The 23,787-nt window shown below is 62.8% G+C and carries 16 protein-coding genes, 2 tRNA genes and 2 rRNA genes (1 of these 20 running past the window's edge); 15 read left to right on the top strand and 5 right to left on the bottom strand.

What is annotated here, in order from left to right; genetic code table 11:
• Nucleotides 1–70: 70 nt before the first annotated feature.
• Together EL249_RS00135 and trpE are read left to right on the top strand one after the other, a co-directional pair.
• Nucleotides 71–838 carry a phosphoglycolate phosphatase gene (locus tag EL249_RS00135; RefSeq protein ID WP_005675145.1) on the top strand — a complete coding sequence of 256 codons (768 nt, stop codon included), beginning with the start codon at nt 71–73 and terminating at the stop codon, nt 836–838.
• A 143-nt stretch (nt 839–981) separates the two neighbouring features.
• Entirely contained in the window at nt 982–2,487 is a 1,506-nt protein-coding gene (gene trpE, locus EL249_RS00130) for an anthranilate synthase component I (RefSeq protein ID WP_005675147.1), read from the top strand.
• A 40-nt stretch (nt 2,488–2,527) separates the two neighbouring features.
• Here the strand turns inward: trpE and EL249_RS00125 are convergent, their stop codons facing one another.
• On the bottom strand, nt 2,528–3,349 hold the full coding sequence (locus tag EL249_RS00125) for a hypothetical protein (protein ID WP_005675148.1): 822 nt from the start codon (nt 3,347–3,349) through the stop codon (nt 2,528–2,530).
• Between the two features lie 1,036 nt (nt 3,350–4,385).
• Between EL249_RS00125 and EL249_RS00120 the strand changes: the two genes are divergently transcribed.
• The 4 genes from EL249_RS00120 to EL249_RS00105 all read left to right on the top strand — a co-directional run bounded on the left by EL249_RS00120 (nt 4,386) and on the right by EL249_RS00105 (nt 9,821).
• A complete protein-coding gene (locus EL249_RS00120; protein ID WP_005675149.1) occupies nt 4,386–5,975 on the top strand; it encodes an ABC transporter substrate-binding protein in 1,590 nt (529 codons plus the stop codon).
• A 3-nt stretch (nt 5,976–5,978) separates the two neighbouring features.
• Complete coding sequence (locus EL249_RS00115) at nt 5,979–6,944, top strand: ABC transporter permease (protein ID WP_005675150.1); 966 nt, start codon at nt 5,979–5,981, stop codon at nt 6,942–6,944.
• 122 nt (nt 6,945–7,066) lie between these two features.
• Complete coding sequence (locus EL249_RS00110; protein WP_005675151.1) at nt 7,067–8,014, top strand: ABC transporter permease; 948 nt, start codon at nt 7,067–7,069, stop codon at nt 8,012–8,014.
• A 7-nt stretch (nt 8,015–8,021) separates the two neighbouring features.
• Nucleotides 8,022–9,821 (top strand): dipeptide ABC transporter ATP-binding protein, encoded by a 1,800-nt coding sequence (locus tag EL249_RS00105; protein ID WP_050782109.1) that lies wholly within the window; start codon nt 8,022–8,024, stop codon nt 9,819–9,821.
• Between the two features lie 25 nt (nt 9,822–9,846).
• On the opposite strand, the gene trpB is transcribed toward EL249_RS00105, so the two are convergent.
• Nucleotides 9,847–11,064, bottom strand: coding sequence for a tryptophan synthase subunit beta (gene trpB, locus EL249_RS00100; RefSeq protein ID WP_005675153.1), 1,218 nt, complete (start codon nt 11,062–11,064; stop codon nt 9,847–9,849).
• 104 nt (nt 11,065–11,168) lie between these two features.
• Between trpB and EL249_RS00095 the strand changes: the two genes are divergently transcribed.
• Nucleotides 11,169–11,750 (top strand): methylated-DNA--[protein]-cysteine S-methyltransferase, encoded by a 582-nt coding sequence (locus EL249_RS00095; protein ID WP_005675155.1) that lies wholly within the window; start codon nt 11,169–11,171, stop codon nt 11,748–11,750.
• Nucleotides 11,751–11,890: 140 nt separating this feature from the next.
• On the opposite strand, the gene EL249_RS00090 is transcribed toward EL249_RS00095, so the two are convergent.
• On the bottom strand, nt 11,891–13,189 hold the full coding sequence (locus tag EL249_RS00090; protein WP_005675156.1) for a chloride channel protein: 1,299 nt from the start codon (nt 13,187–13,189) through the stop codon (nt 11,891–11,893).
• 177 nt (nt 13,190–13,366) lie between these two features.
• On the opposite strand from EL249_RS00090, the gene EL249_RS00085 reads away from it, so the two are divergent.
• The 3 genes from EL249_RS00085 to trpC all read left to right on the top strand — a co-directional run bounded on the left by EL249_RS00085 (nt 13,367) and on the right by trpC (nt 15,894).
• Nucleotides 13,367–13,945 (top strand): anthranilate synthase component II, encoded by a 579-nt coding sequence (locus tag EL249_RS00085; RefSeq protein ID WP_005675157.1) that lies wholly within the window; start codon nt 13,367–13,369, stop codon nt 13,943–13,945.
• An 82-nt stretch (nt 13,946–14,027) separates the two neighbouring features.
• On the top strand, nt 14,028–15,056 hold the full coding sequence (gene trpD / locus EL249_RS00080; RefSeq protein WP_005675158.1) for an anthranilate phosphoribosyltransferase: 1,029 nt from the start codon (nt 14,028–14,030) through the stop codon (nt 15,054–15,056).
• Between the two features lie 19 nt (nt 15,057–15,075).
• Complete coding sequence (gene trpC / locus EL249_RS00075; RefSeq protein ID WP_411431049.1) at nt 15,076–15,894, top strand: indole-3-glycerol phosphate synthase TrpC; 819 nt, start codon at nt 15,076–15,078, stop codon at nt 15,892–15,894.
• A gap of 36 nt (nt 15,895–15,930) precedes the next feature.
• On the opposite strand, the gene EL249_RS00070 is transcribed toward trpC, so the two are convergent.
• A complete protein-coding gene (locus EL249_RS00070) occupies nt 15,931–18,120 on the bottom strand; it encodes a M61 family metallopeptidase (RefSeq protein ID WP_233419743.1) in 2,190 nt (729 codons plus the stop codon).
• Between the two features lie 394 nt (nt 18,121–18,514).
• Here EL249_RS00070 and EL249_RS00065 point away from each other — a divergent pair, with 394 nt between their 5' ends.
• The 4 genes from EL249_RS00065 (at nt 18,515) to EL249_RS00045 (ending at nt 22,163) form a co-directional block, all read left to right on the top strand.
• The gene (locus EL249_RS00065) at nt 18,515–19,306 is read left to right on the top strand and encodes an enoyl-CoA hydratase (protein WP_005675161.1); all 792 of its coding nucleotides are present in this window, start codon (nt 18,515–18,517) and stop codon (nt 19,304–19,306) included.
• Nucleotides 19,307–20,343: 1,037 nt separating this feature from the next.
• Nucleotides 20,344–21,874: ribosomal RNA gene (locus EL249_RS00055) — 16S ribosomal RNA — on the top strand.
• A gap of 99 nt (nt 21,875–21,973) precedes the next feature.
• Nucleotides 21,974–22,050, top strand: a tRNA-Ile gene (locus EL249_RS00050).
• Nucleotides 22,051–22,087: 37 nt separating this feature from the next.
• A tRNA-Ala gene (locus tag EL249_RS00045) sits at nt 22,088–22,163 on the top strand.
• 7 nt (nt 22,164–22,170) lie between these two features.
• On the opposite strand, the gene EL249_RS00040 is transcribed toward EL249_RS00045, so the two are convergent.
• Nucleotides 22,171–22,413 (bottom strand): hypothetical protein, encoded by a 243-nt coding sequence (locus tag EL249_RS00040; protein WP_126348014.1) that lies wholly within the window; start codon nt 22,411–22,413, stop codon nt 22,171–22,173.
• A gap of 16 nt (nt 22,414–22,429) precedes the next feature.
• On the opposite strand from EL249_RS00040, the gene EL249_RS00035 reads away from it, so the two are divergent.
• Nucleotides 22,430–23,787 (top strand): 23S ribosomal RNA (locus EL249_RS00035) (it continues 1,520 nt past the right edge of the window).
• Together the 16S and 23S rRNA genes with 2 tRNA genes alongside form the textbook arrangement of a ribosomal RNA operon.

Genomic DNA, 23,787 nt, shown 5'->3' with positions numbered 1-23,787 from the left:
CCAGGGGCGAAAGTGAAAGGCGCAAGCCCCTGCCTGCGGGCATCCGCTGCCATTACAGGAGCCAGCCACCATGTCACAAGCCAACGTCCCGTCGTCATCCTCCCTGCCACCCGGGATGCAGCTCCGGCTGGCTGCCGTGCGCGCCCTGTGCTTCGACCTGGACGGCACGCTGCTGGACACCATCCCCGACCTGGCGGCAGCGGCCAACGGCATGCTGGTCGATCTGGGGCTGGCGCCACGCCCTGTGGACGAGGTGGGCACCTACGTGGGCAAGGGGGCCGATCGCCTCATCCTGCGCATGCTGGAGGCGGCCGGGCAACCCACCGAGGAAGGCTCCGACGCCTTCGCGCAGGCGCGCAAGCGCTTCCATGCGCACTACCGGCACTGCAACGGCAAGGAGGCACGCCTCTATCCGGGCGTGGCCAGCGGCCTCAAGCGCATGGCAGACATCGGTCTGCCCATGGCCTGCGTCACCAACAAGCCGCAGGAATACATCCAGCCGCTGCTGCTGCATTTCCATCTGCGCCAGTATTTCGACTTCTTCATTGGCGGCGACACGTTGCCCACCAAGAAGCCGGATCCGGGGCCGTTGCTGGAGGCAGCCCATCGCTGGTACCTGGCTCCCGGTCAGGTGCTGATGGTGGGCGACTCGCTCAACGACGCCCAGGCGGCGCGAGCCGCCCGCATGCCGGTGGTGATGCTGCCCTACGGCTACAACGAGGGGCGTCCGCTGGATTCGGTCGATGCCGACGCCACGGTCGAGGATCTGGATCAGCTGGCGACCTGGCTGGAACTGTCGCGAGGGCTGACACCCACTGCGCCGTCGGCGAAGCCGTAAGGGACGGTTTCCGCCTTGCCGCGTGTCCTGGAAGGGGCGCATGGCGATGTTGTCCGGGAACATGTGTTCCCGGACGATACGTCCATGTGCTGACAGACTGGTATGCTTTTGCCCGTTCTGCAGATCTTTCCCAGGCATCGCAAATGACCGAACTCGAATTCAAGGCGCTGGCAGCACAGGGCTATAACCGCATCCCTGTCATGCTGCAGACGCTGGCCGATCTGGACAGCCCGCTCGGCCTCTATCTCAAGCTGACGGATTCCGCCAACCGTCGAAATTCCTTCCTGCTCGAATCCGTGGTGGGGGGCGAGCGCTTCGGCCGCTATTCCTTCATCGGCCTGCCGGCCCGGACCGCCATTCGTGCCAAGGGTGCCCATATCGAGGTGGTGCGTGACGGCCAGGTGATCGAGGCCGTCGAGGGCGATCCGCTGGCCTTCGTGCAGCAGTACCAGCGCCGCAACCGCGTCCACCTGCTGCCCGGGCTACCGCGCTTCTGCGGTGGTCTGGCCGGCTATTTCGGCTACGACGTGGTGCACTTCATCGAGCCCAAGGTCGGCAATGTCGAGAAACCCGACCCCATCGGCGTGCCCGACCTGCTGTTGCTGGTGGTGGACGAGCTGGCCATTATCGACAACCTCAGCGGCATGATCTATCTCATCGTTTATGCCGATCCGTCCGAGCCCGAAGCCTACGGCAAGGCCCGTGAGCGGCTGCACGAGCTGCGCATGCGGATGCGCAACGCGGCCCTGGCCCCCGAGGACCTGGTGATGGGGGGGGGCGGCCATGCCGCGCATACGCCCATCGAGCGCCCGTTTGCGAAGGAAGACTATCTGGCCACCGTGGCCGTGGCCCGCGAACACATCATTGCCGGTGACCTGATGCAGGTGCAGATCGGCCAGATGTTGCGCAAGCCCTTTGCCCATTCACCGCTGTCCCTGTACCGGGCGCTGCGCTCCATCAACCCGTCCCCCTACATGTACTACTACGACTTCGGGGACTTCCACGTGGCGGGCTCCTCGCCCGAGATCCTGGTGCGTCAGGAGAAGGGGCCCGAGCCGCGTGTCATCCTGCGGCCCATCGCCGGCACCCGCAAGCGGGGACTGACAGAGGCCGATGATGCCCGTGCTGCCGAGGAACTGCTGGCCGACCCGAAGGAGCGTGCCGAGCACCTGATGCTCATCGACCTGGCCCGCAACGACATCGGTCGCTTGGCCCGCACCGGTACCGTCAAGGTTACCGAGCAGATGGCCATCGAGAAATACTCGCACGTCATCCACATCGTCTCCAACGTCCAGGGCCAGCTCGAGAAAGAGATGGACGCCATTGACGTGCTGCGCGCCACCTTCCCGGCCGGCACGCTCACCGGCGCGCCCAAGGTGCGTGCCATGGAACTGATCGAGCAGCTGGAGCCCGTCAAGCGCGGCATCTATGGCGGCGCTTGTGGCTACCTCAGCTATTCGGGCGAGATGGACGTGGCCATCGCCATCCGCACCGGCGTGCTCAAGGACGGCATCCTGAACGTTCAGGCGGCGGCCGGTGTTGTCTATGACTCGGTCCCCGAGAAGGAGTGGCAGGAGACCGAGATGAAGGCTCGTGCGGTGCTGCGCGCCGCCGAGATGGTGGAAAGCGGGCTGGCCAACGGAGGCTGAGGCCAGCGGGCGCCCGGCCGAGCGCCGGGCGCGGTGGCGATCAGCTTGCCGGATTGCTGCAGGCGGGCGCGTTGCGGTAGAGCGCGTTGCGGCTGATCCCGGTGTTGTCGTTCGTCTGATCGGCCAGCGTCGTCATCGTCACCGTCGTCCAGCCGTTGCGCAGCGATTTCGGGGCCGAATTGCCGGCAGCCGGGATCGCCACGCCGCGCATGCTGATGTGGGCCGGCGGGTAGTAGTCGGCACCCACCGTCATCAGCGCACGGCCACCGCTGATCAGTCGTGCCTGCACGCTGACCGAGATGGCCTGCACGTCACCCGGAATGCTCACGAAGTTGAACCAGCCATGCAGCGGGTTCGGCGAGTAGGCCGTGGCCGCCGGCGAGCTGGTCATGCGGCAATCGGTCAGGGCGGTATTGGCCGTGCAGGTGCCGATCTCGGGACGGATGTCCTTGGCCAGCAGTCGCCAGCGCTGCGTGCTGCGCGAGAAATAGAACACCGACATCCGGCCCACCTGGATATGGGCCGGGCTGCGGCTACCCTGCGGCCCCGAGATCACGAACCAGGGCATCAGCCGGTTCCAGGTGCCACCCACGCCGCGGAATTGCGGCAGACGCTGCTTCTCCCACCACGGCCAGTGGCTCCAGCCACCCAGTGCGCTGATCGAGTAGCCTGCGTGCGACCACGTCCAGGCCGGATTGATCCCCGCCAGATAGCCATCTCCCCAGCCCTGGTCCGCGATCATTCGGGCCGGCCGCGCGCATACGGCGTCACCGGTACTCTGTGCCTGAATGGAGGTACTGACGGTCATCAGGGCCAGCAGGCCGATGGCAAGCGAGGACTTTCTGGACGAGGGCTTGTTCATGAGTGTCGACGGGTTAGGAATGAATGGAAATGGACGGAAAGGATCGAAAGAAGGGGCCTCGCGTCCTGTACCCAGGTAGCGGAGCCGGCCGGAAGAGGGCTGAGGTCTATGAGCGTTGTATGAAATTACTTTCAGTTACAACAAAACATGCAAGATCTCCATCCAGGGCGACATGGGCAGCGCGTTCGTCGGCAAGAGGGCCTTGACAAACACAAGAAGATCTGAATCTTCCTGCTGTCCATTCCCGGATCATCGACGATCATCAGCATGACCGGGATTCACAACGACGGGTGTCGGTGTTTTTGAACACGAGGTTCATGCTTCCGTCATCTGTTGTGATCATTCGCTATCTCTATGCCGATGAACGGCGTCGAGCATACGACGACAGCGGATTCATGACGGTATGGACTTCGCTGAATCTTGTTGTGACAGCGTTTCCAGTGTGAATATTCGTGAACAGTGCTAATGTATTCGCTCAATTGCCTGTTTTTTCAGCGGGTGTTGGTTTGAAGTCGACGACATTTATTTAAATTTAGTCAAATTTAACTATTGTTATAGAACTGTTGCCTGTCTTGGACGTTTTGTATCTGAGAAAGCTCTCCGCTCGCTTGCGTCTCCTCACGTATTGCTCGCTATTTCAGCAGGAGGGGCTCCTGGCTGCTCTCGCGACCGCTCTTCGCTTCATGGCTCGAAAGCAGTCGATTTGTCAGTCGCAGGCCTCAAATAGCGGAAGATGCGCCACTGATCATGCATATTTTGGATGGCGAAAGATCGCTGGCTTTTCTCTGGGGAAACTCTCAGGGAAAAGTCAACAGGATTGGGGCTGCAGCGTCGAAGGTGTAACCGAATTGTTCCTTCATGAGGGGGGCCACGCCCGGCATTCACGCCCAGCGCGACACCCTGCGCGCATATGCGAAAACCGCATATGCTTCCTTGTTCGTCGCCGCTCGGAGGGGCGTGCCTCTCTATCTGCCGACCGTGAAATGCGGCATTCTTGCAACCCCTGCAAGGGCCGCTGGCCGAACGAAGGACCAAGATGATCAAGAAACTGCTTGTCGCTTCCCTGCTGTCCACCACGCTGCTGCCGCTGGCGGCCACCCAGGCCACGCCCGTGCGCTGGGCGCGTTCGGCAGATCCCGCCACGCTTGACCCGCACGCCGTCAACGTCGGCCTCAATTTCAACCTGCTGCATCAGATGTACGAGCCGCTGGTGATCCGGCTGGCTGACAACTCGCTGCAGGGTGCGCTGGCCGAAAGCTGGAAGCAGACCGATGATCCCTCCGTCTGGGCGTTCAAGCTGCGTCCGGGCGTCAAGTTCCATGACGGAACCCCGCTGACGGCTGCTGACGTGGTGTTCTCGCTCAAGCGAGCCCAGGCGCCGTCCTCGCAGATGAAGTCGTTGCTGTCGTCGGTCCGTGAGGTGGTGGCGGTCGATCCGCTCACCGTCCACATCAGGACCCAGGGGCCGGACCTGGTGCTGCCCGACAACCTCACCAATCTCTTCATCATGAGTGAGGCCTGGACACGCGCTCACCAGGCGGAGGCGCCCCAGGACACGGCGTCAAAAACCGAGAACTACGCCACGCGCCACGTGAACGGTACCGGCCCGTACACGCTTGTCTCGCGTGAGGTGGATTCGCGCACGGTCATGAAGCTCAACCCCACCTACTGGGGCAAGGGCCAGTTCCCGCTGCAGGTCACCGAGCTCACCTATGTGCCCATCAAGTCGCCCGCGACCCGGGTGGCGGCCCTGCTGTCCGGCGAGATCGACTTCCTGCAGGACGTGCCTGTCCAGGACGTGGCCCGCCTCAAGTCCAACGCCAACCTGAAGGTGGCCAGCGGGCTCGAGAACCGCACCATCTTCCTGGGGCTCGACGTGGGATCGGCCAAGCTGCGCCATTCCTCGGTCACCGACCGCAACCCGCTGGCCGATGCCCGGGTGCGCGAGGCGCTGGCGCTGGCCATCGACCGTGATGCCATCCAGAAAGCCGTGATGCGTGGGCTCTCCAGCCCCACCGGCATGCTGGCGGCTCCCTTCGTCAATGGCTACACCAAGGCGCTGGCCGCCTATCCCAAGGCAGATCCGGCGCGCGCTCGCAAGCTGCTGACCGAAGCCGGCTACCCCGAGGGCTTCACGCTCACGCTGGATGCACCCAATGATCGCTACGTGAACGACGAGGCCATCGCCACTGCCGTGGCGGGTTTCCTGGCGCGCATCGGCGTCAAGGTCACGGTCCAGGCGCGGCCGTTTGCCCTGCACAATGCGCTGCTCACCAAGGGCGACAGCGACTTCTACCTGTATGGCTGGGGTGTGCCCACCCACGACTCGGCCTATGTCTTCGACTACCTGGTCCACACCCGGGGCAAGAATCGTCTGGGCACCTGGAACATCACGGGTTACAGCAACCCGCAGCTGGATGCCCAGATCGAGTCGCTGTCCTCCGAAGGCAACCGCGACAAGCGCAACGCCACCATCCAGAGCATCTGGGAGGCCACTCGCCAGGCGGGCTTCTACATTCCGCTGCATGACCAGATGATCAGCAACGCCTCCATTCCCAGTCTGGATGTGCCGATCCATCCCAACAACATCACCTACTTCAAGCTGGTGAAGGTCAAGAAGCCCTGATCCATGCTTGCCCGTCTGCTCGGCCGCCTTGGCCAATCGGTGCTGGTGCTGCTGGTGGTGTCGATGGTCTCGTTCCTCGTGTTCCGCTACATCGGCGATCCCACCGTCAGCCTGCTGGGTGAGGATGCCTCGGTGGCCGAGCGCGAGGCCCTGCTGCATGAACTGGGCTTTGACCAGTCGGTGCCGGTGCAGTACGCCGGCTATCTGAAGCAGGTCCTCAGCGGCCACTTCGGCATCTCCTATCGCTTCCGCCAGCCGGTCACCGAGGTGATTGCTTCGCGCGTGCCGGCCACCGTCGAGCTGTCGCTGGCCGCCGCGCTCTTTGCGGTAGTGGGCGGCATCGGCCTGGGCGTCTACACCGCCATGCGCCGGCAGTCGCTCGTGTCGCGCACCATCATGGGCGTCTCGCTGGTCGGCGTCTCGCTGCCCACCTTCCTCATCGGCATCGGCCTCATCTACCTGTTCTCCGTTGAACTGAAGTGGCTGCCGGCCTTCGGGCGGGGAACTCTGGTCGATGTCGGCGGCTGGCAGACCGGGTTGCTCACTGTCTCCGGACTGTCGGCGCTGGTGCTGCCTGCCATCACGCTGGGCTTCTTCAAGCTCACGCTCATCATGCGGCTGGTGCGCACCGAGATGCTCGACGTGCTGCGCAGCGACTACATCCGCTTTGCACGCGCCCGGGGTCTGCGCAACGCCACGCTGTATGGTCGGCATGCGCTGCGCAACACCCTCATCCCCGTCATCACCATCATCGGCCTGCAGCTGGGCTCGCTCATTGCCTTTGCCATCGTCACCGAGACCGTCTTCCAGTGGCCGGGACTGGGGCTCCTGTTCATCACTTCCATCCAGGGGGTGGACGTGCCGGTGATCGCCGCCTACCTGCTGATGATCGGGCTGCTCTATGTCGGCATCAATCTGGTGGTGGACCTGCTCTACGCCTGGGCCGACCCGCGCCTGCGCCGGCGTTGAGACCACGCAGCCCATGCTTCTTTCCCTCCTGCCCCATGAAAGCCGTTCCCTCTGAATCCCGGCGGGATGCAGCAGCCCCCTCGGGGGACGCACTGGTTTCCCCGGTTGATGCTTCGGACGCCATGGTGAATGGCTCCGATGGCCCGGATGCGCCACCGACACGTCGCAGCTGGCGCCAGTCGGACTCGCTGCTGGTGCGCAGCCTGGCCGGGTCGCGCCTGACCCAGGCTGCCCTGCTGGTGCTGCTGACCTGCATCGGCCTGGCCATTGCCGCCCCCTGGGTCGCATCGCAGAATCCCTTCGATCCTGCTGCGCTCGATCTGCTCGATGCCTTCACGCCGCCGGGTGGGGAGGGCATCTCGGGGCACAGTTACTGGCTGGGCGCCGACGACCAGGGGCGTGATGTCTGGTCCGCCATTCTGTATGGGCTGCGCATGTCGGTGCTGGTCGGCGGCCTGTCCGTGCTGCTGTCCATGCTCATCGGCGTCACGCTCGGCGTGCTGGCCGGTTATCGCGGTGGCTGGCTGGATGTGCTCATCATGCGCATTGCCGACGTGCAGCTCACCTTCCCGGTGCTGCTGGTGGCACTGCTCATCTTCGGCATTGCCCGGGGCGTCCTGCCCAGCGGTCTGGGGGACGACGTGGCCGTCTACGTCATCATCGTCGCCATTGCGCTGTCCGACTGGGTGCAGTACGCCCGCACCGTGCGCGGTGCCGTGATGGTCGAGAAGCAGAAGGACTACGTTGCCGCTGCCCGCATGTTGGGGCGCTCCTCGCCGGGCATCCTGTTCTTCCACGTGCTGCCCAACGTGCTGGCGCCCGTGCTCGTCATCGGCACCATCAGTCTGGCGCTGGCCATCGTCGCCGAATCCACGCTGTCCTATCTCGGCGTGGGGCTGCCGCCGACTCAGCCCTCGCTGGGTACGCTCATCCGCATCGGCCAGGGGTTCCTGTTCTCCGGCGAATGGTGGATCCTGCTCTTTCCGTCGCTGATGCTGCTGGCCCTCGCGCTGTCGGTCAACCTGGTGGGTGACTGGCTGCGCGACGCCCTCGATCCCCGCCTGCACTGAGGTGCCCGTGACAGACACCCCGAAACCCCTGCTGGTCGCCGATGCGCTTGATGTCATCTTCGACACCTACCGCGGCCCGCACCAGGTGCTGCACCAGGTCTCGTTCCATATTGCACCGGGCGAAATTCTCGGTGTGGTCGGTGAATCCGGTGCCGGAAAATCGATGACCGGTCTGGCCGTTGCCGGACTCATCGAGGCGCCGGGCCGGCTGGCGCACGGTAGCGTCACGCTGGAAGGTGTGCGCATCGATACGCTGCAGGGAGATGCCATCCGTCGCCTGCGTGGCCGACGCATCGGCATGGTGTTTCAGGATCCGCTCACCAGCCTCAACCCGGTGCTCACCATCGGGCAGCAGCTCACCGAGACCATTCGCACCCACCTGCCGCTGTCCGAGAGGCAGGCCACCGAACGGGCGCTTGCCCTGCTGGCCGAAGTCGAGATTCCGCAGCCCGAGTGGCGGCTCTCCCAGTATCCGCACCAGCTCTCCGGCGGCATGCGTCAGCGTGTGGCCATTGCCCTGGCGCTGTGTGCCGACCCCTGCCTGCTGATTGCCGACGAACCCACCACCGCACTGGATGTTTCCGTGCAGGCGCAGATCATTGCGCTGCTGCGGCGTCTCTGCCGTCAGCGGGGCCTGTCGGCCATGCTCATCACCCACGACATGGGCGTCATTGCCGAGACCGCGGACCGCGTGATGGTGATGTACGGTGGTCGTGTCCTGGAAACGGGCCCGGTCCGCCAGGTGCTGCAGCACCCCCGTCACCGCTATACCCGGGCGTTGATGGCCGCCATCCCTTCCGTCACCCGACGCCAGCACCGCCTGCCTGTGCCAGGTGTCGCAACGTCGTCGTCCGAGATGGATGATGGCAACGTGCCGCAATCATTGTCTGAGGTGGATGACGGCGCCCCGCAATGGCAGGCCCAGCCCCCGAAGGCTGTCGAAAGTGCGTCAGCCGCTGATCAATCCGAGGAAGCGGATGCCGGCACGCCACTGCTCGCTGTCGAGAACCTCTCTCGTCGCTTCGATCTGTCCTCGGGCTGGTTGCAGCGCCTGCTCTCGCGTGAGCCCCGGCGCATCCTGCAGGCCGTCGACAATGTGGGCTTCACCATCACGCGCGGCCGCACCTTCGGTCTGGTCGGTGAGTCCGGTTCGGGCAAGTCCACCGTTGCCCGCATGGTGGCCGGGCTGCTGAAACCGGACAGTGGGCGCATCGTCTTCGAGGGCATCGATCGCTGGAGTCGTGACGCCGCGCGCTTGCCGGCCGAACGACGGCTCGCCTTGCGCCGCCGCTGCCAGATGATCTTTCAGGATCCCTACGCCAGCCTGAATCCGCGCTGGCGTGTGGCCCGGCTCATCGCCGAACCCTTGCACGTGCTGGGGCTGGCCACGGATCACGATGAAATCGAGGCACGCGTCATCGACATGCTGCGCCATGTACGCATGTCGCCGGATGATGCACGCAAGTATCCACACCAGTTCTCCGGCGGACAGCGCCAGCGCATCGCCATTGCCCGTGCCCTCATCAGTCAGCCGGATTTCATCATCTGCGACGAGCCCACCTCGGCCCTGGATGTTTCGGTGCAGGCCCAGGTACTCAACCTCATGCGTGACCTGCAGGACGAGTATGGCCTGACCTATCTGCTCATCAGCCATGACCTCGCTGTCATCCGCTTCATGTGTGATGACATTGGTGTCATGCAGCAGGGACGGATGGTGGAGCAGGGCAGGGCGCAGGCCGTGCTGGACGACCCGCAGGATCCCTACACCCGTCAGTTGCTGGCCGCCATCCCGTCCCTGGGCGTCTGATCGGCCAGCATTGCGTGGTCGGGGTTCAGAGCCCCAGCTTGCTGGCCACGTAGTCGGCGTCCTTGTCACCCCGGCCCGACAGGTTCACCAGGATGTGCTCGTCGGGCGAGTGCTTTGGCGCCTCGCGAATTGCCCAGGCCACGGCGTGGGCGCTTTCCAGCGCAGGGATGATGCCTTCCACCCGGGACAGTGTCAGGAAGGCGTCCAGCGTTTCCTTGTCGCTGGCCGTCGTGTATTCCACGCGGCCCACGTCCTTCAGGTAGCTGTGCTCCGGTCCCACGCCCGGATAGTCCAGGCCCGAAGCAATGCTGTGTACGGCAGCCGGCGACCCGTCTGCGTTTTCCAGCACATAGCAGCTCATGCCATGGATCTCGCCCGGCTTGCCCCAGGTCAGCGTCGCCGCATGGCGCCCTGGGTTGTCCACGCCCTCGCCAGCAGGCTCCACACCCACCAGATGCACATCCGCGTCATCCAGGAAGGCCGTGAACATGCCGATGGCGTTCGATCCGCCGCCCACGCAGGCCGCGACGTGCTGGGGCAGCCGGCCGTGCCGTTCCAGGAACTGTGCGCGTGCCTCGCGCCCGATGATCGCCTGGAAGTCCCGCACCATCTTCGGGAACGGGTGCGGCCCCACAACAGATCCGATCGCATACAGGTAATCGGTCGGGTTTGTCAGGTACTCCTCGAAGGCACTGTCCACGGCTTCCTTCAGCGTGGCCGCCCCCCGCGTCACCGCCACCAGCCGGCACCCCAGAATGCGCATCTTCGTGACGTTGGGGTGCTCTTTCTCGATGTCCACCTGGCCCATGTGGATCTCGCAGGGAATACCCACCAGTGCACAGGCGGTTGCCAGTGCCACCCCGTGCTGACCGGCTCCGGTTTCGGCAATCACCTTCTTCTTGCCCATGAAGCGGGCCAGCAGTGCTTCGCCCAGGCAGTGGTTGATCTTGTGCGCACCCGTATGGTTGAGGTCCTCGCGCTTGAGATGGATCTGCGCGCCGCCCAGCTGCTTCGACAGCCGCCGTGCATGGAAGATCGGGCTCGGACGGCCCACGTAGTCGGCCTGCAGTGCCGCCAGCTCCTCCTGGAAGTCCGCCCGTTGCCGGATTGTCTCGTAGGCGGCGTCGATGTCGTCCATCGCCTGCTTCAGTACAGGCGGCACCAGCTGCCCCCCATAGGGGCCAAAATAGCCCTTGGCATCGGGCAGGTCGGTATCGAAGCGTCGGGCGGGTGTCGTTGACATGATGTCTCCAGGATAGACAATGGCAGGATGAAGGCCGCCATTGTCGCACCGTTGCCGCCGTAGACAAGGCCGTCGCCACGCATCCTGGCCATCTGTCGGATCTGATGATGACTTCTCCCACGCAAGCCCGCACGCTGCCCCTGGTGGCCCACACCTTCGAGACCCCGCTTGGTCCCATGCAGGCCTGTGCCAGCCCGCTGGGCCTGTGCCTGCTGGAGTTCACTGATACCGCCCGTCTGGACCACGAGCGTCAGGACCTCTGCCGCCTGCTCCACACCTGCATTGAGCCCGGGCACAACACTCACACGATGCAGGCCGAACAGGAGATCGCCGAGTATTTTTCCGGCAGTCGCCAGCACTTCGATGTGACGCTCCACACCCCCGGCACGGTCTTCCAGCAGGGAGTCTGGTCCATCCTGCAACGCATCCCCTACGGCCGCACCATCAGCTACCAGCATGAGGCCAAGGCGCTGGGCAACCCGCGCGCCATCCGTGCGGTGGCCACTGCCAATGGGGCCAACCGCATCTCCATCATCATTCCCTGCCACCGCGTCATCGGCAAGGATGGGGGGCTGGTCGGCTATGGCGGGGGGCTGTCGCGCAAGCAGTGGCTCATCGCCCACGAACAGGCGCATCGGCCTTTCGAGCTGCAGGGCGGAGCAGAAGAAGAGATCCCCGCCGGCTGAGCAGCGAGTGTCCGGTCAGGCGCGCGTGCTGTTTGAGCGCAGTCTGCACTCATCATTCACGTCGGAAGCCCAGTCCGCTGCAGTCCTCCGTGGAGGACCGTCGGTCCCTGCGAGGTGAAACGCTTGTCTGTGACCGCAGTTCAGCGTCGCGCCGGCCACAGCGAAGCCGTTGCCATGGCCATCGTCACCGCGGCCAGCATCGGCAGAATCGCGGCTGAATGCTGCCCCGTGAAGCCCAGGACCAGCGCAAAGGCCGTCAGCGGCGCGTTCATCGACACCGCCAGGAACCCGACCGACCCTGCCAGTGCCGAGAGCAGCAGGTCCATCTGTGACAGTGCGCCCAGCCCGGGCACCACCACATCCGGCACCCACCCCGTCTGCGGCAGCAGACGCGCCAGCAGTGCCAGCAGAAGCCCCGCCAGCGCGCCGATCGACAGCCCGGGGGTTAGCGTGCCGCCAAAGGCGCCGGCCCGCAGCGTCATCAGCACCACGGCCGTCTTGCCCACCAGCAGTGCCGCACACAGTGCCAGCGTCGTTCCGTCATAGGCCGCCTGTGCGGCAGAGCGGCCGTTGCCCAGCACCTGCGGCAGCCACATGGCCACCACACCGGTGACAAGGCACGCCAGTGGCAGCGCCCACAGGACCTCCCAGCCCCGGGCCCGGCGGCTTTCCACCTGCTGCACGGCCCGACGGAACGCTGCGCCAGGCAGCCCAACCAGCGCCCCCACCAGCGCCGCCCACAGCACCATGACGGTGCCGCCTTCTACCTGGCCTACCAGATAGAAGGTTTCCGTCGATACATCCATGCGCGCCACCAGTGTTGCAATGACCGACACAGCCAGGGCCAACACCCCGGCACGGATCGAGAATGCGCCCAGGAGGATCTCCAGCGCGAAGATCGTGCCCGCAAGCGGCACCTGATAAACCCCGGCCAGTCCAGCCGCCGCACCACTGGCCACCAGAATCCGGCGCATCTCGTCGTCCAGCCGGAAACTGTCGGCGATCCGTCCGGCAAACAGTACCCCCAGCTCACGGGGGGCCACCTCACGCCCGATTGGCGCACCGGAGCCCACCGCCACGATCTGCAGCACGGCGTGCAGCACGTTCTCCAGAAACGGTGGCCGTCGCCGTGCCGGTGTGTCGGCCGCGACTGCCCCATTGACGCCCACCACCGGCCGGCCCTTCAGCTGCAGGCAGGTCCAGCCCAGCGCCACCACCAGTCCGCCCGCCAGCAATGCCCACAACCGGTGATCCGACGTTGTTCCGTCGGTCACTATCCGCATCTGCGCTTCGCTGTGCCCGTAGGCCAGGTGCTGCACCATGTGGATCAGCCATGACAGCGCCGCAGCACCCAGGCCTGCGGCCACTCCGGTCAATGCCACGGCGGCCACCAGGTGCAGCCGGGAGGAGGGCGGGGGGGAGGCGTCAGCGGATGGCATGATGATGGACTCGAAACAGAACGATGGTCCGACAGGTCGGGGTCATTCTAGTGCTTCATCTCGCACGCGGTAGCCCCGGGAACCGTTTACACTGTCGGGTCTAGCAGGTTGCCGTCCGGCCGGAGGGCGCGGCACCGTCACGTCCGCATTCATATCGAGGAATCCCAAGAGATTGTCATGTCCGCCAAAGTCCTGATGATCGACAACTACGACTCCTTCACCTACAACATCGTCCAGTACCTGGGCGAACTGGGGGCGGACGTCGTCACGCATCGAAGCGATGCCATCAGCCTGGACGACATCCGTCGCCTGGCGCCATCGCACCTGGTGCTTTCGCCCGGCCCCGGAGACCCGGATGGCGCCGGCATCACGCTGGAGGCCATCCGCACCTTTGCCGGCCAGCTGCCCATCCTGGGCGTCTGCCTTGGTCACCAGGCCATCGGGCAGGCCTATGGCGGGAAGGTCGTCCGCGCCAGGCGCGTCATGCACGGCAAGCACGACGATGTCATTCACAAGGGCCAGGGCGTCTTTGCCGGTCTGCCCGAGCGCTTTCGGGTCGTGCGCTACCACTCGCTGGTCATCGGTCCGGACACCGTGCCTGACAGCCTCGAGGTCACGGCCTGGACGGAAGACGGCGAGATCATGGGTCTTCGCCACCGCGAACTCAGCATCGAGGGCGTGCAGTTCCACCCCGAATCCATCGAAAGCGAACATGGCCATGCCATGCTGAAGACCTTCCTGGACCGCCGGGCCTGATATCGCCAGGCAGCCCCTCACCCTGGGGCCGCCGCGGGCATGCCGCCGCAGTCATCTGAACAACCACGAACCAGCCATCATCATGAGCATCACGCCGCAGGACGCCCTCAAGCGCATCATCGACCACCGGGAAATCTTCCATGACGAAATGCTGCACCTGATGCGCATGATCATGCAGGGCGAGGTCTCGCCGGTCATGACGTCGGCCATCCTTGCAGGCCTGCGCGTCAAGAAGGAGTCCATCGGCGAGATCACGGCTGCTGCCGAGGTCATGCGCCAGTTCGCCAACCCGGTCCACGTGGCTGATCGTCGCAATTTCATCGACATCGTGGGGACCGGCGGTGACGGTGCGCACTCCTTCAACATCTCCTCCACCGTCATGTTCGTGGTGGCCGCTGCAGGGGGCACCGTTGCCAAGCACGGCAACCGAAGCGTGTCCTCCAAGTCGGGTGCAGCTGATGTGCTGGAGGCGCTGGGCGCCAACATCATGCTGAACAGTGAGCAGGTCGCTGCCAGCATCGCTCAGTGCGGCATCGGCTTCATGTTCGCGCCCAACCATCATCCTGCCATGAAGAACGTTGCTCCGGTCCGCAAGGAACTCGGCGTGCGCACGATCTTCAACATTCTGGGGCCTCTCACCAATCCTGCTTCGGCGCCAAATAATCTGCTCGGTGTCTTCCATCCCGACCTCGTGGGCATCTTCGTGCGCGTCATGAAGCAGTTGGGGGCCGAACGGGTGCTGGCCGTTCACGGCATGGATGGCATGGACGAGATCTCGCTGGGGGCCGAGACCCTGGTGGGTGAGCTGCGTGATGGCCAGATCCGCGAATACAGCATCCATCCCGAGGACTTTGGCTTCACCATGGCCTCCAACCGCCAGCTTCGTGTCGAGAACCGCGAACAGTCGCGTGACATGCTGCTGAGCGTCCTGGATGATCAGCCCGGCCCGGCACGCGACATCGTCGCACTCAACGCAGGGGCCGCGCTTTACTGCTGTGGCGTGTCCGACTCCATCGCCGATGGCATCCGTCTGGCTCAACAGACCCTGGCTTCCGGTGCTGCACGCCGCAAGCTCGATGAATTCGTCCGCGTCACGCAATCCCTGGCCTGATCACATGACCACCCCGAAGATTCCTACCATCCTGGAGAAGATCCTCCAGACCAAGCGCACGGAAATCACCCATGCCCGTGCCACCATCGGCGAAGCCGCCCTGCAGCGTCAGGCTGCCGAGCGCCTTGCCGAAGATCCGCCGCGCGGCTTTGCCAGGGCCATTCAGGCCAAGGTCGCCCAGGCTGCCGCCGATCTGCAGGCGCCCCCTGCCATCATCGCCGAGGTCAAGAAGGCCAGCCCCAGCAAGGGCGTCATCCGTCCCGACTTCGATCCCGTGGCGTTTGCGCGCAGCTATGAAAAGGGCGGGGCTACCTGCCTGTCAGTGCTGACTGACCAGCAGTATTTCCAGGGCCACGACGACTTCCTGCGCCAGGCACGCGCCGCCGTCTCCCTGCCGGTGCTGCGCAAGGACTTCACCATCGATCCCTGGCAGGTCCTTGAAGCCACTGCCATCGGCGCCGACTGCATCCTGCTTATTGTTGCCGCACTGACCGATGCCCAGATGGCGGATCTCGCTGCCTGCGCCCGAGAGAATCGCCTCGATGTTCTCGTCGAGGTTCATGATGCCGCTGAACTCGATCGTGCCCTGAAGCTCGATACGCCCCTCATCGGCATCAACAACCGCAACCTGCACGACTTCCACGTCAGCCTCGACACCACGCTGGACCTGCAGGACCGCCTGCCTGCCGATCGGGTCACCGTCTCCGAGAGCGGCATCTTCGGTGCCCAGGACATCCGCCAGCTGCGTGCCGGCGGCATCCACGCCTTCCTCATCGGTGAGGCCCTGATGCGAGCTCCTGACCCCGGTCAGGAACTCGCGGGCTGGCTGGCAAGCTGAGAAAGCCCCCGGCAAGCTGCCGGGGCTTCAGAAGCGTCACTTCCCGGCTTTCAACTGCGTCTTGCCGCTGACTGCGCGGGATGTGCGTCGCGATGGGCGGACACTGCTCTTGTTGCCGCCCCGTTTCTGCGCAGTACCCAGCCAGGCTGCCCGCATGGCATGCGCTCCGGGTTGAGCTTCCAGCCGGATCGTCCCCGGTGCCTCCACCAGCGCCACGGTGGCCATCAGCAGCTCGTCGCGCCGGAAGGCCGCCACCAGCACGGTCTCGCCAGGTGCCTTGCGTGCCAGCAGCGTTTTCAGTCGGGCTTCCGTGCAACGCAACCCATCCACCGCCACCAGGCGGTCGCCGGCTGACAGGCCGGCAGCGGCAGCCGGTCCATCACGTTCAGCGGTCAGGATCGTCAGTTCGCCATCACGCACGCCCGTGCGTGCCCCCAGTGATACCCGCACATCCTCCGGACGCTCCGTGACGACGGTCAGTCCCATCGGTTTCAGCAGTCGAGCCAAGGGAAGCTCTTCCGTTCCATAGGCCCAGGCACGGATCTGCCGTCGCAGGTCCAGCCCTGTCGCTTCCTGAATGAGGGCCGGCATGTCGGCTTCGCCCACGCCTCGCCCTGTGGTGCCTTTCTGAACAACATCCAGAGCGGTATCCGGGCTGGCAGTTTCTTCCATCGTGCGGTGCGAGGCACGGGCCGCCGTCTTCGTTGCCACGGACCGGGGGCGCCCCGCAGCGCCTTGCACTCCAGCGGGCTTTCCTGTCCCGGATCCGATCCGTTGCGTATCGGTGTCATAGAAGCCGCGGCCATACCGTTGCCACAGCAGCCGCATCACGTCATCCAGCGAACGCTGGCTCTGGGTCCTCTCCCGGATCAGCAGATCCAGACAGAGCGCCACCAGTGATCCCTTCACGTAATAGCTGGACACCGCGTTCTGCGTATTCTCGTCCGGGCGGTAATACTTGATCCACGCATCGAAGCTGGACTCCGCCACACTCTGCAGTCTGCGTCCCGGGTTCGATGCCACACGCTGCATCGCCTGTGCCAACAGCTTCAGATAGGCCGCCTCGTCGATGGCGCCCGAGCGGACCAGCGTCAGATCGTCGTAATACGACGTGAAGCCCTCGAACACCCACAGCAGATCGGTACATACCTCGCGATCCAGATCGTAGGGGGCGAACCGGGCCGGCTTGATCCGCTTCACATGCCAGGTGTGGAAATATTCGTGGCTCGCCAGCCCCAGGAAAGTCTGGTAGCCGGACGGCGTACCTCGCATGCCGGGCCAGGGCAGGTCATCACGTGAACAGATCAGTGCTGTGCTGGCCCGATGCTCCAAGCCGCCATAACCATCGCCCACCGCCATCACCAGGAACAGATAGCGCTGGACGGGCGCCTTCCTGTGCTCGGGGTCGAACATCGCGATCTCCGTCTCGCAGATCGGCTTCAGGTCGCGTATCAGTCGCTCGAAGTCCACCGAGGCCCGACCCGTCACCACGATCTCGTGCCGGCAGCCACCTGCATCGAAATGCGCAAGCTGGAAGTCGCCCATCTCCACCGGGTGATCAATCAGTGCGTCATAGTCCGGTGCCCGGAAGCGCCCGAACTGGTACAGGGCGTCAGCAGACCCTTTGGCGCTTCTTGAACCACCCGCAGACATCTCGGGGCGGGGCAGCGTCGTTGCCACCTTCCAGTGTGCGAAGGCCTCCCCGTCGGGCGGCAGGATGTCTACCGAACATGGGCTGTGTTCCTGCCCCTGCACGCACAGGAACACGCTGCTGCCATTGAAGAACCCATGCGTCGTATCCAGATGGGCTGCTCGCACGGACAGATCCCACGCATAGACCTGATAGCGGACCACCAGGCCCAGCCCCGTATCCGGCAACGCATCACATAGCCAGGTGTTCTTGTCAATCTTCCGGATACCGACTGTCATCGTGTCGGTGTCGTCCGAAGCAGAGGCCCTGGCAGCAGGACGCTTCGTCGATCTTGCAGCAACAGAAGCCTGCGCTGCAGCAGACTCACCGTGGAACGCCTTGGGCGGACGTCGACAAGCCTGTGCGGAAACACTGTCCAGATGTCGTGCAAACTCCCGCACCAGATAGCTGCCCGGAATCCACACCGGCAAGGACAGCCGCTGCCCCGCCGGGTCCGGCCTGGCCACCCACACCGACACCTCGAACAGATGCGCACCCGGATCCACCGGGAAAATCGAATAATGAACGTCTTCCACTGCCATCCTCATCCTTCCTGAGTCCACCTGATCCAAATGCTCCACCTTCAACGACCACGCTGGCAATAGGGGTGTGCAGCCACCGGCTCGCATGCCCGGCAGTCATGGCTTGGGTAGCACACGTGTCTGCCACGTGCTTTCCCCATCCGGCAGGCCTCGTGACTGTTGGCTGGAGCGACCGAACCATTTTCGCTGAGCACCCAAAATGCTGGCAACCATCATCCGGGACACCGTTGTCAACGCCGCCCATGACGGCAGATCGCCATGATCCGGGTAACCTCCGGGGAGGGTTGTTCCCTATATCGACTGGTGCAGTACCCGCGATGGGGCCTGTACGGCAGAAAGGCTGCGCTATGCTTATCCATCAACGACGACATTCCGACCAGGAGACACCATGAGCCAGTCGCAGCCTGAGACCGCTTGCATCCAGACCGAGACCCATGGCCGCGTGGGGCTCATCCGCCTCGATCGCCCCAAGCAGCTCAACGCCCTGAACGATGCCCTGATGGATCAGCTCGGCGACGCCTTGCTGATGTTCGACCGGAACCCCGATATCGGTGCCATCGTCCTGACGGGGAGCGCTCGCGCCTTTGCCGCTGGCGCCGACATTGCTGCCATGAGCGACTACGACTTCGTGGATGCCTACGGCAACGACTTCATCACCCGCAACTGGGAAACCATCACTCGCATCCGCAAGCCCATCATCGCGGCCGTCGAAGGCGTCGCCCTGGGGGGCGGCTGTGAGCTGGCCATGATGTGCGATCTGATCATCGCCGCAGACAGCGCCCGCTTCGCGCAACCGGAGATCAAGCTCGGCATCATGCCGGGGGCCGGGGGTACCCAGCGCCTGCCGCGCGCCGTCGGCAAGGCCAAGGCCATGGACTGGATGCTCACCGGTCGTCTCATCGATGCCCACGAAGCGGAACGAGCCGGCCTGGTCTCACGTGTCGTGCCTGCCGAAGAAACGCTTCCAACTGCTCTCCAGGTCGCCGCCGAAATCGCCGCCATGCCCCTCATGGCCGTCATCGCCCTCAAGGAATCCGTCCAGCGCGCCTTTGAAGCGCCCCTTGCGGAAGGCCTGCGCTTCGAACGACGCCTCTTCCACGGCCTCTTTGCCACCGAGGACCAGAAAGAAGGCATGCGTGCCTTCCTCGAGAAACGTCCTGCCAGCTTCAAGCACCGCTGACCCCTGGGTATGTGAGCGCAACCCCACCCCACAGGTAAATACAAGCGCTGGCCTCAATCCAGCGCAAACGAATGCAAGGGCACGGAGCACGGTCCTGGGTCCTGGGTCCTGGGTCCTGGGTCCTGGGTCCTGGGTCCTGGGTCCTGGGTCCTGGGTCCTGGGTCCTGGGTCCTGGGTCCTGGGTCCTGGGTCCTGGGTCCTGGGTCCTGGGTCCTGGGTCCTGGGTCCTGGGTCCTGGGTCCTGGGTCCTGGGTCCTGGGTCCTGGGTCCTGGGTCCTGGGTCCTGGGTCCTGGGTCCTGGGTCCTGGGTTCTGGTCCTGGTCCTGGTCCTGGTCCTGGTCCTGGTCCTGGTCCTGGTCCTGGTTGATGCAGGGGGATGGGGGGGGCAGAAGATGGGAGTGGGGTCGGCTTGGGCTCGTGTCACCAGTAGGGTGAGCGGCGAAGGGGTTGCGAACCGCATCAGCATGGGCTCAGAGAACATGTTCTGCGGCCATCCTGTGGTCGTGACGTGTTGCAGCGATGCGACTGAAGCAACTGAAGTGCCGTGCAGGCGACCGGAGCGCGCGCATTGACGGCAGTCTTCAGGCTCCTGCCGCTCTGCTGGACGCGAAAAGAGCACCAGATGCCCGGCGGTTACAAATTATTACAATATGAGTGTTCTGTCGTGGAGATTGGCTTTCTGAGCCGATCTTCGGGCGATATGGATAGGATGAACGGTCGATTTCTGCCACGGGCGGCGCTTCTGAGGGTAGAAAGCAGTTGACATCCATTCGGGGTATCCCCATAATTCCACTTCTTCGCTGCTGACACAGCGACGCGACGAAAGACACAGTCTTCCGATCAGCGTGAAGTCCTAACGGACGAATGGTGTTGGCGGCTCGTTCCTTAAAAATCAGCAGCCGATAAGTGTGGGCGTTTGGGGTAGGTGGCCGACGCTGCATTGCGTAAGCTATGTGGTGTTTGGCAAAGAGAAATACCCTGATGCTCACATGAAATTGATTTTTCCAAGTCAGTTTTGATGAGAGCTTGCAAAGATTGAACTGAAGAGTTTGATCCTGGCTCAGATTGAACGCTGGCGGCATGCTTTACACATGCAAGTCGAACGGCAGCGCGGGCTTCGGCCTGGCGGCGAGTGGCGAACGGGTGAGTAATACATCGGAACGTGCCCAGTAGTGGGGGATAGCTCGGCGAAAGCCGGATTAATACCGCATACGACCTGAGGGTGAAAGCGGGGGATCTTCGGACCTCGCGCTATTGGAGCGGCCGATGGCAGATTAGCTAGTTGGTGGGGTAAAGGCCTACCAAGGCGACGATCTGTAGCTGGTCTGAGAGGACGACCAGCCACACTGGGACTGAGACACGGCCCAGACTCCTACGGGAGGCAGCAGTGGGGAATTTTGGACAATGGGCGAAAGCCTGATCCAGCAATGCCGCGTGTGTGATGAAGGCCTTCGGGTTGTAAAGCACTTTTGGCGGGAACGAAAAGGACTGTGCCAATACCACGGTTCGATGACGGTACCCGCAGAATAAGCACCGGCTAACTACGTGCCAGCAGCCGCGGTAATACGTAGGGTGCAAGCGTTAATCGGAATTACTGGGCGTAAAGAGTGCGCAGGCGGTTTTGCAAGACCGATGTGAAATCCCCGGGCTTAACCTGGGAACTGCATTGGTGACTGCAAGGCTAGAGTGTGTCAGAGGGAGGTGGAATTCCGCATGTAGCAGTGAAATGCGTAGATATGCGGAGGAACACCGATGGCGAAGGCAGCCTCCTGGGATAACACTGACGCTCATGCACGAAAGCGTGGGGAGCAAACAGGATTAGATACCCTGGTAGTCCACGCCCTAAACGATGTCTACTAGTTGTCGGGGATTAATTTCCTTGGTAACGCAGCTAACGCGTGAAGTAGACCGCCTGGGGAGTACGGTCGCAAGATTAAAACTCAAAGGAATTGACGGGGACCCGCACAAGCGGTGGATGATGTGGATTAATTCGATGCAACGCGAAAAACCTTACCTACGCTTGACATGTCCGGAACCCTGAAGAGATTTGGGGGTGCTCGAAAGAGAGCCGGAACACAGGTGCTGCATGGCTGTCGTCAGCTCGTGTCGTGAGATGTTGGGTTAAGTCCCGCAACGAGCGCAACCCTTATCATTAGTTGCTACGCAAGGGCACTCTAATGAGACTGCCGGTGACAAACCGGAGGAAGGTGGGGATGACGTCAAGTCCTCATGGCCCTTATGTGTAGGGCTTCACACGTCATACAATGGTCGGTACAGAGGGTTGCGAAGCCGCGAGGTGGAGCCAATCCCAAAAAACCGATCGTAGTCCGGATTGCAGTCTGCAACTCGACTGCATGAAGTCGGAATCGCTAGTAATCGCGGATCAGCATGCCGCGGTGAATACGTTCCCGGGTCTTGTACACACCGCCCGTCACACCATGGGAGTGGGTTTTACCAGAAGTAGGTAGCTTAACCGCAAGGAGGGCGCTTACCACGGTAGGGCTCATGACTGGGGTGAAGTCGTAACAAGGTAGCCGTACCGGAAGGTGCGGCTGGATCACCTCCTTTCACGAGAAACACCTCGAACAAACGCTCACACTTATCGGCTGTTGGTTGTCGGAGCAAGATTCAACATTCTGGATCTGAGCCAGAAATTGTAGGGTTCACGGGTCTGTAGCTCAGCTGGTTAGAGCACCGTCTTGATAAGGCGGGGGTCGATGGTTCGAGTCCATCTAGACCCACCAATCATCTGGGCATGAGCAAAGAGCTCATGCCGATGAAGGGGGTGTAGCTCAGCTGGGAGAGCACCTGCTTTGCAAGCAGGGGGTCATCGGTTCGATCCCGTTCACCTCCACCATTTTTGTTCAGAACGTCCAGACGGCACAAGCCACGAATTCAAGACAGGCGATCCCGTCCTGGCGCACAAGCACCAGGGCAGAATCGAGTGTCGAATCTTGATCTTTAAAAATTTGATAGAAGTCGACAAGTTGTTCCGTAGCCGGAACAACGATGTGATTGCGTCGAACAAGTCTCAACGAAAGAGTTCCGAGTGAACTGAGAGGCGGCGAAAACGCAGCATGCTTGATCCTGGATTTGAAGAAGTTCAAGTCCGCAAACCTATAGGGTCAAGTGAATAAGTGCATGTGGTGGATGCCTTGGCGATTACAGGCGATGAAGGACGTTGTAGCCTGCGATAAGCCGCGGGGAGCTGGCAAACAAGCTTTGATCCGCGGATGTCCGAATGGGGAAACCCACCCGCAAGGGTATCGCTGACTGAATCCATAGGTCAGCGATGCGAACGTGGCGAACTGAAACATCTAAGTAGCCACAGGAAAAGAAATCAACCGAGATTCCGAAAGTAGTGGCGAGCGAAATCGGAGCAGCCTGTGCGTGATAGTCGATTAGCTAGTGGAACGGTATGGAAAGGCCGGCCATAGAGGGTGATAGCCCCTTACACGAAAGCGAATCGGTGGTACTGAGCGTACGACAAGTAGGGCGGGACACGTGTAATCCTGTCTGAAGATGGGGGGACCATCCTCCAAGGCTAAATACTCGTAATCGACCGATAGTGAACAAGTACTGTGAAGGAAAGGCGAAAAGAACCCCGGGAGGGGAGTGAAATAGATCCTGAAACCGCATGCATACAAACAGTCGGAGCCTCGCAAGGGGTGACGGCGTACCTTTTGTATAATGGGTCAGCGACTTACGTTCAGTGGCAAGCTTAACCAGATAGGGGAGGCGCAGGGAAACCGAGTCCGAATAGGGCGCCATAGTCGCTGGGCGTAGACCCGAAACCAGGTGATCTATCCATGGTCAGGATGAAGGTTGGGTAACACCAGCTGGAGGTCCGAACCGACTAATGTTGCAAAATTAGCGGATGAACTGTGGATAGGGGTGAAAGGCTAATCAAACCTGGAAATAGCTGGTTCTCCCCGAAAACTATTTAGGTAGTGCGTCATGTATTGCTCCAGGGGGTAGAGCACTGTAATGGTTGTGGGGGCCATCGCGGCTTACCACGCCATAGCAAACTCCGAATACCTGGAAGTATGAGCATGGCAGACAGTCGCCGGGTGCTAACGTCCGGCGGCAAGAGGGAAACAACCCAGACCTACAGCTAAGGTCCCAAAGTGTGGCTAAGTGGGAAACGAAGTGGGAAGGCTAAAACAGTCAGGATGTTGGCTTAGAAGCAGCCATCATTTAAAGAAAGCGTAATAGCTCACTGATCGAGTCGTCCTGCGCGGAAGATGTAACGGGGCTAAGCCATGCACCGAAGCTTAGGCTGCACTCTTTGAGTGCGGGGTAGGGGAGCGTTCTGTAAGCCTGTGAAGGTGTCTCGTAAGGGATGCTGGAGGTATCAGAAGTGCGAATGCTGACATGAGTAGCGTTAAAGCGGGTGAAAAGCCCGCTCGCCGTAAGCGCAAGGTTTCCTACGCAACGTTCATCGGCGTAGGGTGAGTCGGCCCCTAAGGTGAGGGCGAAAG

Source organism: Lautropia mirabilis, assembly GCF_900637555.1.
Lineage (GTDB): Bacteria > Pseudomonadota > Gammaproteobacteria > Burkholderiales > Burkholderiaceae_E > Lautropia > Lautropia mirabilis.
The sequence above is the reverse complement of the archived record's forward strand: the minus strand, read 5'-3'. Positions and strand labels throughout refer to the sequence as shown.